The sequence below is a fragment of the Allobosea sp. CRIB-10 genome (assembly GCF_900112185.1).
Taxonomy (GTDB): Bacteria; Pseudomonadota; Alphaproteobacteria; order Rhizobiales; family Beijerinckiaceae; genus Allobosea.
This window is the reverse complement of record NZ_FOKP01000029.1, coordinates 24889-37575: the sequence shown is the minus strand read 5'-3', so window position 1 is coordinate 37575 and position 12687 is coordinate 24889. Positions and strand designations below refer to the sequence as shown.

At 68.8% G+C, this 12687-nt stretch carries 11 protein-coding genes; 6 read left to right on the top strand and 5 right to left on the bottom strand.

Annotation, left to right across the window (positions count from 1 at the left end):
- The first annotated feature begins 58 nt into the window (after positions 1-58).
- Both BMZ69_RS26455 and BMZ69_RS26450 read left to right on the top strand, forming a co-directional pair.
- Entirely contained in the window at positions 59-1804 is a 1746-nt protein-coding gene (locus BMZ69_RS26455) for a hypothetical protein (protein ID WP_139219213.1), read from the top strand.
- Positions 1805-1812: 8 nt separating this feature from the next.
- Positions 1813-3231 (top strand): hypothetical protein, encoded by a 1419-nt coding sequence (locus BMZ69_RS26450; RefSeq protein WP_092162540.1) that lies wholly within the window; start codon positions 1813-1815, stop codon positions 3229-3231.
- A gap of 123 nt (positions 3232-3354) precedes the next feature.
- On the opposite strand, the gene BMZ69_RS26445 is transcribed toward BMZ69_RS26450, so the two are convergent.
- Both BMZ69_RS26445 and BMZ69_RS26440 read right to left on the bottom strand, forming a co-directional pair.
- Positions 3355-3870 carry a DUF4189 domain-containing protein gene (locus tag BMZ69_RS26445; RefSeq protein ID WP_092162538.1) on the bottom strand — a complete coding sequence of 172 codons (516 nt, stop codon included), beginning with the start codon at positions 3868-3870 and terminating at the stop codon, positions 3355-3357.
- Positions 3871-3951: 81 nt separating this feature from the next.
- A complete protein-coding gene (locus BMZ69_RS26440; protein WP_139219211.1) occupies positions 3952-4308 on the bottom strand; it encodes a hypothetical protein in 357 nt (118 codons plus the stop codon).
- A 308-nt stretch (positions 4309-4616) separates the two neighbouring features.
- Between BMZ69_RS26440 and BMZ69_RS26435 the strand changes: the two genes are divergently transcribed.
- Positions 4617-5054 (top strand): hypothetical protein, encoded by a 438-nt coding sequence (locus tag BMZ69_RS26435; RefSeq protein ID WP_092162535.1) that lies wholly within the window; start codon positions 4617-4619, stop codon positions 5052-5054.
- Between the two features lie 29 nt (positions 5055-5083).
- Here BMZ69_RS26435 and BMZ69_RS26430 read toward each other — a convergent pair whose 3' ends face one another.
- From BMZ69_RS26430 to BMZ69_RS26420, 3 genes are all read right to left on the bottom strand, one after another.
- Positions 5084-7924, bottom strand: coding sequence for a caspase family protein (locus BMZ69_RS26430; protein ID WP_092162534.1), 2841 nt, complete (start codon positions 7922-7924; stop codon positions 5084-5086).
- Between the two features lie 13 nt (positions 7925-7937).
- A complete protein-coding gene (locus BMZ69_RS26425; protein WP_139219209.1) occupies positions 7938-8993 on the bottom strand; it encodes a hypothetical protein in 1056 nt (351 codons plus the stop codon).
- An 84-nt stretch (positions 8994-9077) separates the two neighbouring features.
- The gene (locus BMZ69_RS26420; protein WP_092162532.1) at positions 9078-9455 is read right to left on the bottom strand and encodes a hypothetical protein; all 378 of its coding nucleotides are present in this window, start codon (positions 9453-9455) and stop codon (positions 9078-9080) included.
- A 174-nt stretch (positions 9456-9629) separates the two neighbouring features.
- Here BMZ69_RS26420 and BMZ69_RS31750 point away from each other — a divergent pair, with 174 nt between their 5' ends.
- From BMZ69_RS31750 to BMZ69_RS26410, 3 genes are all read left to right on the top strand, one after another.
- On the top strand, positions 9630-10022 hold the full coding sequence (locus BMZ69_RS31750; protein ID WP_175506984.1) for a hypothetical protein: 393 nt from the start codon (positions 9630-9632) through the stop codon (positions 10020-10022).
- A 155-nt stretch (positions 10023-10177) separates the two neighbouring features.
- Positions 10178-11581 (top strand): DUF3987 domain-containing protein, encoded by a 1404-nt coding sequence (locus BMZ69_RS26415; protein WP_175506983.1) that lies wholly within the window; start codon positions 10178-10180, stop codon positions 11579-11581.
- Between the two features lie 41 nt (positions 11582-11622).
- Positions 11623-12660, top strand: a complete 1038-nt coding sequence (locus tag BMZ69_RS26410; protein ID WP_092162530.1) for a hypothetical protein — start codon at positions 11623-11625, stop codon at positions 12658-12660.
- Positions 12661-12687 lie beyond the last annotated feature (27 nt).

Here is a 12687-nt window from a genome sequence, read left to right as displayed (position 1 = left end):
CGAGGCAGCCGCGATGAGGAGGCGAAGGCGGCAAGCCGAAACCAGCGAGGTCGCCTTGATGGCCGTGATGACGAAGGCGATGGGAGCCTTCCTCATCCTCATGGTCTTCGGGATGAAATATTACATTCCCGACTTCACCTCCGAACAGATCGCCGCAATCGTCCGGGCCTCTCTCGACGGCGTCCGCACGCAGCTCGAGGCTTCCAGCCGGAAGTTGAAATCCGGTGATTACACCAGGGAGGATCTCGATCGTCTCCAGCAGCAGATCGACGCGGCCGTGGCCAGCCTCGCCCAGAGCCAGCGCGACGTGTCGCGGCTCCAGACACGGCTCGATCAGGCGAGCTCCCAGCTGCACCGGGTCGAGGACGAGCGAAAGCGCCTCCAGACGGCGCTCGCCGATGCCGAGGCGCAGACGCGGCGGTTCGAGGCGGAGGCGGCGGCGCTCAGGGCGGAGGTCGAGCGCCTGAGGGCGGAGGACAGCGTGGCGCTGAAGGCACGCATCGCTCAGCTCGCTCGGGAGAACGCGGCGCTTGCGGCGCGGCGGACGGCGGTCGTTCAGTTGCGTTACAGCTGTTCGGATGCGGTGATCGTCGTCGGTGTCTCGCATCAGCAGGTGCGGGAGCTCAGCAAGCCCGAACCCGTGATACCCGCGGACGACTCGCCAGGTTACGGGCCCATCCTGCGCGGCCCGGACGAGATAGACCCGGGCGAGAGCCTGGACTTCAGCCCGCTGCGGGGCACGCGCGAGTTAGCCTCGACCTGGATCGGTCGAACGCTTCGCCCGGGCGATTCCCTGGCGGTCTATGCGAAATACCTGAATGCAGTCCCGGCGGGGGGCGGCCAGGGTCCTAGCTTGGCGGAGAGCTCTTGTGCCGTGTCGAGCTTTCTGTCTTCCGGCGGCCCTGCCGTGGGAGCGCCGCCCATCCGGATCGGCCCGCAGCAGCCCTTCGTCTTTATCGGCCTCGTGCGTCTCGATGGCGAGCAGCTCAAAGCGGTACCGCTCGACGAAGCACAGCAGCGCTGGTTCAGGGCGCGGTTGGACGACGCACCCTGCAGGGCGCCGATCTGCGACCCGTCGAGCGCCGCCGCCCGCACGGCGCTGCGCGGCTATCTCGCCGTTCTCTATGGCAGGCGCCTCGCCGACAAGCCCGCCGGTGCGCCTGGCAACGAAGGCGCCGCAGGGTCACTTTTGACGGATCTGCTCGACGGCTATGTCGCGGGTAGCATCGACCAGCCGGCGCTGACCCGTTGGATCGGTTTGATTGAGGCCGATTCCACGCAGGCGGCCGGCGCGCCGCCGGGCGCGCCCGACGCCCTCGCGCCCGAACTGCGTCCGCGTCTTTCGGCGGCGGGCGTGCCCCCGGGCGTGGCCGAAGCGTTCGTCCGGCGGGCCTCGCTCGGCTGGTGGAGCCCGGCGGAGCGGGAGGCGCGCTTGCGCCGCGCCGGCATCGCACCGATTCCCGGGGAATTCGAGGCGCGGGCGGCTGCGATACCCGCGCAGCCCGGCCATGTCGCACTGATAAAGCCGATGGTGGACGAGGGCGCGATGACGGCCGCCCAGGGCATCGAATGGCTGACACTCATCACCCGGACCCGCGAAGCCGGACGCCCGGGCAGCACAGCCGGGCCGCCGCCATCCCCCAACCCGCCGCCGCAGCTCGACCGCCTCTCCGACGGCCTCACCGCAAAGGGATTCCCCGAGCAGATTCGCTCGATCGTCTGGGGCCTTGCCCAAGGCGGCGCTCTCCGGGCCGCCGACGCCCTCGACCTCCTGTCACGCACGAAGGGACGCCAGAGACGATGAGCCGGCGTATGCTCCGCTGCCTCGATGGCCATCCCTATGATGCCAATGCCCACGAAGCTTGCCCGGTCTGCGGCGCGGCGCCCCGGCTCCAGGCGGAAACGAACCCACCCCCGCAACCGGAGGCGGAGGAGCAACAGCAAAGCGCACCCCTGCCGCCGAAACCCCGGTGGCGCGGGCCTGTCCTGGCCGTCCTGGGTCTCGCGCTCCTCGCCTGCGGCTGGTTCGCCTTCGAACAGTTGCGGCCGGCCGATTGCCGGCGGCCGGAGAACGCCGAACGCGGTCCATGCGCGGCCGAGGCCGGGCAGCGCCGGCAGGCCGAAGAGCGCGCGCGCCTGGCGGCGGAAGAGGGCCGAAAGGCAGCAGCCGCGCGACAGGAGGCCGAGAGCCACCGGCGCGGGGAGGAAGCGCAGCGGGTGGCGTCCGATGCCCGGTTCAAGAGCGAAGCGGAGCGCGCAGTCGCAGCCTTCCTCACCGAGCCCAGCGGTGCGGTGGCGCGCGTGCGCGCGGCCTATGCTCCGCTGGACCCAGCCGAGGTGGAGCCGCTGCTCGATACGCTCTCGCCGCTGCCCTTCGCCGAGGGGCAGTTGCGCCTCTCGCGCGCGCTTCGCCACGGCCTCGTGCTGACGCGCGCCTTACGCGCCTTCCGGGCCGGCCAGACGCCGACGGCCCGCGCCCTTCTCACGGGCCTCTCCAAGGCGACACCCCCGGAGCCGAACCGGCCCCTCGCCTACGCCTCCTTCGCCCTGGGCTTCATCCTCGCGACCGCGGGCACCGACCCCGGCGACGCGGCTGCGGCCGCCTTTCACCTGCGCACGGCGGCCGAGCTGGGTCTCGTGGACGCGGTGGTCGAATTGCTGCGCCGGCCGAACCTCGTCACCGCAGCCGGGATCGATGAGCGAGGCGCCGCGCGTCTCCTCGAGACCGCCGCCATCCAGGCCGGCCAGTCGGCCGCGGTCGAAGACCTCTACAAGCGCCGCAACCTCAATCCGATGCCGGCCGCTCTCCTGATCAAGGCGTTTACCGATGCGCTGGCCGCGGGCGATTGGCCCGGCTTGATCGCCGCGTACAAGGCGATCGGCGAGCGGCGTGCGCCGCTCGTCGATGCGAACATGGCCTATGCCGTGAGCAGCGCCCGGGGACTCGACGGGCCCTATGACCGCCTTCTCGTCATGGCGGACGGGGGCGCAGCCGTCATGCACCCGCGGTCCCGCGGGGTCATCGGGTGGCTCTGTGAGACGGGGCGCGCCGGGCTCCCCAAGGATCTGCCGAACGCCGCTCTTTGGATTGCGCTCGCTCTCACGGGCATGAAGCCGGACGATGCGCTCTTCGCTGAGCTGAGCAAGCGCTATGCCGGGCTCAAGGACGCGTTGCCACCGGGCCAACGCGCGCTCGTCGAGCAGGTCGCAAAGGATATCGGGGTTCAGTGAGCCCTCCCGGCCGCCTGCTTCGGACTGGACCTCCATTTTCCGCTCGGCGCTGTTCTCGCTGCCATCGAACCGCGTTCGCCCGCTCATCGCGGGCGCTTGTGCCGCCTTGACCTGGAACGTGCTTCAGGACGAGCAGAACGCCTCCTTCACGGTGCACCGGCCCTTGTCGTCCTGCCCGCACTCCGCCAGTGCCGCACGGCGTGCGGCCGCAAGCGAACCGCGCCAATACGCCCACCAACGGCCGTTGGCCGTGGTCACGAGGGCGGCGCAGGCGTTGGAGAACCAGAGCCGCACACGACAGCCCGGAAATCCGCCGGCTATGCAGAACCGCATCGCCACGGCCTCCGCACGGGCGCGAGAGTCGTAATTGTAGGACGTTCCCCATTGCAGGTCGCCATTGACGCTGTTGGAGATCGCGATGGCGCCATAGCCGCCGCCGGACCGGCCGGGACCGCTGCCGGGCGCCGCTCCAAAGGGCGAGAGGCCGTCATTCGATCCGGCACAGGATTTGTAGCAATCGTTGTACATGCCGTTGCACATTACCGAGCACCGATTGTTCTGGGCCGCGGCCGGGAACGCCAGCAGAAGCGCCGCAGCGACGGCCGCGCTCGCGAGGCAAAACCGGGTGATCATGGACATCGCGATACCCCCTGTGAGAACCTGAAATACCGAGCGATCGACTGGACCGCACGATGCCGCGTCGAACCGGAGGAGAGGCCGTCAAGGCCCGAAGAAATCCGCCGCGGCGTCGGCGACCTGCCGCTTCGGATGCGCCCGGCAATAGGCGATGATCGCGGCGGCGATGCCGTCCGGGCCCGCGAAGCGCTGGTGAGGCTCTCCGGCGCCCGACTGGACGCGGCCGGTGAGGTAGCCGAAGCTCCATTGCAGCGCGGCGCGCCCCTCCGGCAGACGCGCCTTGGCGGGGGAGTCCAGCACATGGCAGGACAGGCCGCCCGCGCCGTTGAGGCGCAGCACAGCGCTTTGGGCGGCCGCCGTCGGGCAGAGGAGGCACAACGCCAGTCCGGCTCGCGCCATCGATCGGTTGAGTCGTGGATGTCTCGGTGTGGTGATCGACATGGTCCCTCGGTCGATCGAAGACGATCGCGTTTACTTTTGCCACCGGGCCGGCATCTGTCGATTGCTTCCGGTTGCCGGGCCTTGCCGTAGGAGAAGCGCCTCAGCGGGCGCGTGCCGAAGAACATGGCGGCTTTGAGGAGATGCGAGCGCACCCTTCTCCGCGAATCCTGTCTCGCGGGGGTCCCCGCAAGCCCGCGCAAGCGGGCGCAATCCTCGCCGAGCGATCAAAGCTGTATATCCGAAAAACAGATCAGAGGTCGCCACGGACCGATCCGGTAAATCACATCATCAGCGCGGAGGAGAACGTCATGGATCTTCAGCAGAACCCCGGGGCCGAGCCCCCCGCCGCGCCGAAGGAACTCGGCTGGACCGGAAACCTGCTGTTCATCGTCTGCGGCGCGATCTCGATGGCGGCGGGCCTCTGGATCGCCAGGGCGGCGACCGACTTCCTCTTCCCGGAACCGTGGCTGAAGCCCGGCGCCCCCTATCATCCCTCCGTCGCGTGGCTCGTGCGGGATTTCCCGGAGCCGCGGCCGCCGCAGAACCACTGGGACATCGTGCAGGATGTCGGCTTCGCCGCGTCCTGGCTCGCTCATGAGCTCGCAGCGACCGTCGCAAGCGTGGTGATGGTCTGGCCGGGCATCGTCTTCGGCTGTCTCGGGCTCTTCATCTTCTTTCTGTCCCTCTTTGTGTCGTGGAGGCTCGTTCTGGAGCGGATCTTTGATGGGCGGCCGATGGCCAAGTAGAGCATCGTGACCGGCACAGATCATTCGATCTATGGCGTCGGGCCGCCCGGTCCGGCGCGCCTCGCCGGCGGCAGCTGGGCGAGGATGAGTCGGCGCAGTTCGTCCGCGGGAAGAGCATCGGCCTCCTCGCGCCTCTCGCCGCCGATGAAGAGGACGGGCTGAGCCTTCAGCCCCGTCGCCGACATGATGTCATCGTGCTGACGTTGCAGCGCCGCCCGAGCCGTACCGTTTCGAAGGCATGCGTCGATGTCGACGGATAAGGTGTCTCCCTCACTCAGGACTTCGGCAAAGGCCCGTCTTCGCTCTGCCTCTTCGGGGAGGCTTCCCCACCGGGCGGCGCCGGCCACGAGCTTGCGAAACCGAGCGAAACGCGTCTCGGGGGCGGCGCAGACAGCGATCATCGAGGCCTCGACGCTCGCATCGGCAGGCGCCCTGAGCGGCACGACGAAGAGATGGGCGTCGCCTCTCGCCAGGAAGGGTTCGACGACCTGCATCAGCTTCTCCAGACCGCAGCTGGCGCAGGACGGAGATATCGCTAGCGTCAGAGACACGGGGGCATCCGGACGCCCGGCCGTGATGGCGAGCGAAGGATCGAGCACCCGCTTCAACGCGCGCTCGGTCGCGATCCGGTCGAGTTCCCCGCGCGCATCGAGCCCGATCCGCGGTTCCGGCGTCGCTCTGGCGACATCGCGTAGCAGAGCCTCGGCCTTGGCCGGATCGCGCAGGGCGGGATCGCCGTAGAGGTAGAGCCGGGCGAGCGCGAACCGGCCTAGCAGATCCTGCGCGATCTCCGGCCGTTCGAGGAGCTCGACGGCTTTCTTCGGCTGCGGCGCGACGGGCGGCTGGCCATCGCGCCCGGCCCTCCCGTTCGCCAGAAGAAGGCCGAGATGCAGGATGGCTTCCGGCTGGCGGGCTTTCGCGGCGGCACGCAGCAGCGCGAGCGCCCGCTCGGGGTCGCGGCCATCGCCCAGATAGTAATCCGCGAGATCGAGCGTCGCGGGTGTGAAACCGGCCTGGGCGGCGGAAGCGAACAAGGCGAGCGTCTCCGGCGCGATGCGGTGCTCGCGACCGATGCGCTGGCGGGCCCGCCAGTAGCGTCCGACGGGGTCATCGCCACTCGCCATGATGCCGACGAGCCGTTGCCGCTCGTCGTTCTCCAGCCGATAGGCCGGATCCCTTCCCGCACGTTCGAGCAGAAGGCCGATCGCCGGCCGGAAGCCGGCCGCCGCCGAGCGGCGCAGCCAGAAGTGCTCCCGCTCCGGCGAGGCGAGTTCGGGAAAGCCGAGCGTGCCGCTGAAGGCATTTGCTGCATTGTAGGCGACTTCGCCCGAGGGGTCTTCGTCCTCGGCGCGGAGAAAAGCCTTGCTGACGGCGTCGAGGACGTCCGGGGGCACGCCTTCGAGCCCATTGCTGCGAAGCTTGGCCTCGATGACCGGCGCGAGGATTGCGGCGGCGAACACGCCATGGGCCGAGGCGCGTCGCATCGCCCGCAGAATGGCGGCAGGACCCAATTCTACGCGGACGATCGACGGCGCGAGAAGGAAGGGAGCGAGCTCGCCGACCGGCAGATCCGTGCGCGCTGCCCGCATGGCAAGCGCATAGGCCTCGCGGCTCCGCCTCTCCTTCGACTCGCCGGCGAGGCTCTCCGCCTGGCTGGAGGCGAGGAGCGCCGACAGGAAGACAGCCTTTGGATCACCGTCCCTGAGCCCGGCTGCGACCTTTTCGACCGTGCCTTCCTTGCGGACGAGCTTGTCCTCCATCCATTTCGGGATCGACAGGCACCAGTCGCGGCGCGTCAGCCCGTAGCGATCGGCCACTCCATCCCAGGGCCGGGCGCAGGTCAGATCATAGGCGGCCTTGTCGAGCAGCCCGGCGCGCAGCAGCAGGGTCGTGCGCGTTTCCGGATAGGCGGTCCACCATAGCGTTGCCGCCGCGACCATAGCCAGTGCCGCGATGCCGGCGGCGATTCGCTGCACGGCCTGCCGGCGCGAGAGCCGGAACGGCGGGCGCTTGCTCCAGTCGCGCAGCCGCTGCTCATCCGCCTTCGTCAGCGACAAGGGCGGCATGAAGCCTTCGCGATAGACGGCGACCGTCTGCTCGTCCTTGGTCCAGAGGCCGACCTTGGTGGCGACGTCGTCGATCATGTCTTGCAGGCGGCGGCCCGGGACGAGCAGCCCCGGCAACTCCTCGGACAGAGCCAGCGCGAAGGGGCTGTGATCGCCGAAGCCGTCGGCAGCACGTGCCTGGGCCGCCGTCGAAAAGACGAGTTGCGAGGGGCGCGGCAGCTTGGCGCGTGCGAGCCCCGCCGTGACGCCCGCCGCATCCGCAGTCGCATCCGTCACGACCTCGTCGCGGCAGGCGTCGACCGCGACGATGGTGGCGCGGCGCGGGCAGCGGGCGAGCTGTGCCACCGCCACGTCGAGCGGCAGCGACCGGGTCGCGAGATAATGCGGCGCCGGGATCCGGGCATCGACCGGCAGCAGGAAGTTGCTGCCCTCATGCTGCACGCCATGCCCCGCGAAATAGAGCAGCGCGACCGCATGCGCGCCGGCGGCGTCGAGCTCTTCGCCGAAGGCGATGACCGCGTCCTGCATCGCGGCCAGCGTCGCATTCTCGACGCGCCGCACGGAGAAGCCCATCCCTTCGAGCGTCCAGCCCAGCAGGCGCACGTCCCGGACCGGATTGGCGAGCGCAGCGGGGGAATAGGCAGCGTTGCCGATCAGCAGGGCGAAGCGCTGTTCCGGTTGGGACTTGGAAGGCCCGTCGACCCGAGGGGTTGCGGTGTTCGAAGCCGGTGTCGCATCGGCTTCACCCGCGCTCGCCGGGGAGGTGCCGGCGTCGCCCGAGAGATCGAACCAGCGGCTGCGCATCGGCGACGCTCCCTCAGACCGTCACGATGTACTCGGCGCTCGACACCGTCACGACCTGCGCGTTGCGCCGCTGCAGGCGGCGCAGATTGGTCAGGAAGCGGGCCGTCTCCTCCTCGTCGAGCGCGCCCGGTTCCGCATCTGCCCCTCTCGGATCGAGCAGTCTGCGACTGTCGGCTTCCCAGAGCAGCGCCGTAGTCGCCAGGAACCGTCCGGGCTTGGGCTGCACGGGCGCCGCTTCAGGCATCAGCAGCAGCTTTCCCTCGACAAGGCGCGGGCGAGACGGGGACGGTAACCACAGGATCGTTTCGGCCCAGCTCAGTTCCCAGCATCTGTGTCCGATCGGGCGCGTGTCGCGCGCCAGCAGCGTATAGGCCATGGCGGGCTCGCGATCGATGCCTTGCACCGCGATGCGGCCCTTGTGCCGGCCTGCTTCAAAAACCACAGGGCCATCGCCGCCCGACGGCAGAAAGCCGTCGAAGCTGCGATCAGCGGCGAATTTCTCGATGACGAGCCGCACCGTTCCCTGCGGATTGACCCCAGGTGCCAAGTCGCCGAGCAGCGCGTCCTGCGCCCGGTCGAGCGTTTCGCCGTCCTCGATCCGCGCTGCCGACTGGATGCGACGGATGAAGTCGTAGAGCGGGAGTGTGAACTCGGACGGAGCCAGCGGCTCCGCCAGTCCGGGCAATCCACGCGCTCGCAGGCTGACGTCGAGACGCTTGTTGACGATCTCGGCGAGTTCGGTGGCGGTATCGAGGGAGAAGCCGTAATCGCCGTAAAGCAGCTTCGAGAATTTCGGCGCGCTGCTCTCCCATTTCGTCTCGCCGAACAGCCGAAAGGCAATCTCCGCCTCGGGCATCGGCATGCCGACGAGCTCCCGAAAAGCGCGCCATTTCAGATACAGGCCCGGAGTCGTCGCCATATGGTCCAACCACCTGCGATGCGGTTCAGCTTCATTATGATGCTGTGCCGCAGCGGCGAAGACAATTGTCGTCCCGAATATCTGGTATCCGGCAAGCTCCCAATGTCGGGTTGTGGCGCCACTCGGCCTCGCCCTGACTTTCCGATGCAATACGAGGGGATTGGGCCAGCGGCAGACACCTGAGGACCTTTGTCGAAGCTGCCCTGTTTGCTGGTGCTGTCTCTGGCGCGGTCGTCATTCCGCCTTGGCCTCGGCGATCGGCTCGACGATCGCACCGAGCAGGTTGAGTCCCTTAAGCGTGATGTGGATTTCGTGGCGCCGCATCTCGGCGTTGTAGGTCTTGGTCAGAACCTGGTGGCCTGGGACGCGCCGTGACCCTTCGGCCAGGACTTCGATGTGCCGCATAAATTTTGCGTAGTTCAGCCCGGCCCGCTCCGCCAGGATCTTGGCGGAGGGTTCGTCAGCGCTGTTGGCGGCGACGTTCAAGAACGTCCGCATCGTCGCGATCGAGACGTCGGGCATGACGTCGTAGGGGCCGTCGTACATGGCGGCTGCGGTGCGCACATGCTGGGGATCGCTCGGCACGTAGAAGAAAAAGAACATCGGTTCCATTCGGCTCGTTGACGTCCGGACGATGCCATCGCGTGCGCCCGTTTGCAAATCAGCGAATCCTGATTACACTGTTATTCCGTGTTATCTGATTGGAGTGCAGTTGTGTCCCACCATGCGGACGAGTGGACGGCCGATTACCGGTCGCGCCGGCCCGATACCCCCGACACCGGGCTGATGAGCAACGGCATCGCCGTGCTCGTCGGCGACGGTGAGTTTCCCGATGACGAGATGGCCGAGCGCCTCCCCCCGGAACTGCGCGACAGGGCTGCGCGCCTGCGCGCCGAGTTGCGGCGCCTGCGGCAGGGATGGACGCCCTCAGTGGCGGAACTGGCCGAGGTGCCGGTGATGACCGATGCGGCGCTCGTCCTCGGAGACGGCGAAGATCTGCCGGTGCTGGTGGGGCTGATCGACGACGATCTCGTCGAGACCGACGCGGTCGCGGCCGTCGATGCGGAAGGCGGAGGTTGGGCGCGCACCGTCAGCCGCTGGGTCAGGCTCCAGGGAGCCTGCTGCCTGAAGGAAGGGGCATCGATCTCGCCGGCTCTTCTCGAGCGGCTGAAGGACTGAGGAGACGAGCCATGTCCGACGCGCCCGATTCTGGTCTCGCCAACACTCCCGTGCGGCCTTCGCTGCTCGCGCCGCACCGGTCCCCTATGCCGATACCGCGGCCGATCGCGCCGATGGCTATTCCCTCACGGGACCGGCCTGCTGCGGAGGATGCGGTGAGCACGCATCCCGCCGCGCCGGCCGTCGACCTTGCGGATCTCGGCGATGCGCTGCTGGCAGCTGACATCGCCAGGCTGGCGACCGGATATGATGTCCCGGCGGAGATGCCGCTGCTCAGCGTGCTGGTCACCTCGGCCACGGCGCTGGGCTCGCTGATCAGGGTCGGGCTCGGCGCCGTCCGGAGCGAACCGCCGGTACTGTGGGGAGCGATCGTCGCCACGCCCGGCGCGCGCAAGAGCGACATGACCGCCTTGCCCAAGATGCTGCTGGAGGCGGCGACCGTCGCCGAACGCGAGCGCTGGCGCCAGGATCACGAGGCGGCCCAGCGCGACAAGAGCCGGATCGAGCTGGAGTGGCGCATTTATCAGGCCGAGCAGCGCAAGGCGCTCATCAGGGATCTGCCGGATCCCAGGCCGCCGGCGCGCAGTCCAGACTCCGTGGTTGTGCCGATCCGGCCCGGCATCGTCATCCAGGATTCCTCGGTCGAGGACATGACCGAGATGCTGGCCGGCTCGCCCCGCGGCGTTCTCGCCCTGGCCGACGAGGCCGCGACGCTGCTCGGCCAGGGCCGGCAGATGCGCTCCCGGCTGCTGCAGTCGACCGGCGGCAGCGCGCTCAGGGTCGGACGGATCAGCCGGGAGAGCCGCGAGCTGCAGAGCTTGGCGGTCTCCATTTTGACCGGGACGCAGCCCGACAAGATCACCGGCCTGGTCGGCCGGCAGGACGATGGCCTGGCCGGACGGTTCTTCTGGGTCTGGATCGACGAGGAGCGCGACGCGCTGATCGCGCGAACCGCGCTGTCGCTCGACGGCCTGATCGAGCTCGTCGGCCGGCTGCGTGCGATGGGCCGGGTCGAGGATGTGACGACCATCCCGATCGAGGAAGCAGGCCTCGATCGGCTGGAGCGGGCGATGAGGGACTGGAGCGAGGCCGGCCGGCGCGCGGGCGGGCTGGTCCGCAGCTGGTATGCGAAGGCCGGCGGTCACTGCGGGCGGCTCGCCCTAGTCCTGGAGGCGATCGCCGCAGCCCGTGACGGCGACGCCCTCCCCCGGAGTGTGTCTCTCGCCCGGATCGAAGCGGCCATCGCGCTGGTCGACCGGTTGTTCGCGCCCGGCATGATCAGGGTCGCCCGGCATGTGGCGCAGGACCCGGGCGAGCAGATCCGGGAGAACCTGGTCCGGCACCTCATGGCCAGCGGGACGCAGCGTTTCCGGGCGCGCGAGCTGCGCCGTTCCCGCACCGGGCTGTTCGGGTCGCCGGCGGCGTTCGAGGACGTGCTGAAGGAGCTCGAGAGCGAGGACGTGCTCAGCCGGGCCGACCGGCAGCCGGGCGCGCAGGGCCGCAGCCCCGGCGATTATGTGGTCAACCGGGCGAAGCTTGCCGCGGCCCTGGCGGGCTGACCGAGGCAAGCGTTACCTCCGGAGTAACGGGGACATCCGACATGTCGCTCCCGGCAATCACACGTACGGCCACGACCGAGACGCGTTACCTCGACCGCTTCGGACAGCTCTGGCGGCGGGCTGGGACGGAGCTCGACCGCTCCATCCGCGTCCTCGACTTCGTGAGGCAGTTCCTGATCTGGGCGCCACAGTTGAGCGGCTCCTCGGTCCGCCAGTATCGCGCGACGATCCGGTTCGGGCTCGAACGCCTCGCGCGGCACAACCCGCATCTGCGCGCCGAGGTCGCCGAAGCCCTCACCTTGCTCGACGGTTCCCGACAGCAGGATCCCGCGCCAGCACCGCGCGGCAAGCCGAAAGCCTCCATCCCGCTGCGCACCTCGGCCAGCAAGGCGAAAGGTATTTCCGACGCCGACTTCGACCGCATCATCGCGGCCGCGCCCCTCTACCGGTCGCAGTACAACGAAGATCTCGTCGGCTTCATGCGAGCGACCATCGTGACCGGGCATCGTCCTATCGAGTGGCACGGAACGACGATCACCATCACTGGCGATACGCTGATCATGATCGTCCCGAATGCCAAGAACAGCAACGACAGGGCGCATGGCCCGACCCGAACCCTGATCTTCGAGAAGCTCGACCCCGTCAGTCGCGATCACCTGCTTGCCTGGACCGAACGGGTCAACAGCCTCTCGCGCAAAGACTATCAGGCTCTGCTCGAGCGGATCGAGGAACGCATGCATATCGTCACCCGGGCGCTGTTCCCGCGTCGCAAGCGCTGGCCGACGCCGTACTCGCTCAGGCACGCCTGCTCCGGCCGCCTGAAGCGTCACTTCATCGGCCATGCCAGAACGCAGGAGGAGCGTGATCTCGGCGCGGCCATCGTCGCCGCTCTCATGGGCCACGCCGCCGACGACACGGCGTCCCATCACTACGGAAGCTCGCAGGGGAGCGGCGGACGCAGCTACCCCATCCCCAAAGCCGACCCCGAAGAGGTCGCCCGGATCAGGCCAAAGCTCGCCGAAAGCCGCAACAGGATGCGCGTCATGATCGCGGCGCGGAGAACGCCCGCACCGCGCTGACAGGGCGGACAGGGTCGCTGCAGCAGA

What these genes read in the sequence shown, in the direction of transcription:
- BMZ69_RS26455 (WP_139219213.1), top strand. Translation starts at nt 59, where the DNA reads ATGGCCGTGATGACGAAGGCGATGGGAGCCTTCCTCATCCTCATGGTC.
- BMZ69_RS26450 (WP_092162540.1), top strand. Translation starts at nt 1,813, where the DNA reads ATGCTCCGCTGCCTCGATGGCCATCCCTATGATGCCAATGCCCACGAA.
- BMZ69_RS26445 (WP_092162538.1), bottom strand. Translation starts at nt 3,870, where the DNA reads ATGTCCATGATCACCCGGTTTTGCCTCGCGAGCGCGGCCGTCGCTGCG.
- BMZ69_RS26440 (WP_139219211.1), bottom strand. Translation starts at nt 4,308, where the DNA reads ATGTCGATCACCACACCGAGACATCCACGACTCAACCGATCGATGGCG.
- BMZ69_RS26435 (WP_092162535.1), top strand. Translation starts at nt 4,617, where the DNA reads ATGGATCTTCAGCAGAACCCCGGGGCCGAGCCCCCCGCCGCGCCGAAG.
- BMZ69_RS26430 (WP_092162534.1), bottom strand. Translation starts at nt 7,924, where the DNA reads ATGCGCAGCCGCTGGTTCGATCTCTCGGGCGACGCCGGCACCTCCCCG.
- BMZ69_RS26420 (WP_092162532.1), bottom strand. Translation starts at nt 9,455, where the DNA reads ATGGAACCGATGTTCTTTTTCTTCTACGTGCCGAGCGATCCCCAGCAT.
- BMZ69_RS31750 (WP_175506984.1), top strand. Translation starts at nt 9,630, where the DNA reads ATGAGCAACGGCATCGCCGTGCTCGTCGGCGACGGTGAGTTTCCCGAT.
- BMZ69_RS26410 (WP_092162530.1), top strand. Translation starts at nt 11,623, where the DNA reads ATGTCGCTCCCGGCAATCACACGTACGGCCACGACCGAGACGCGTTAC.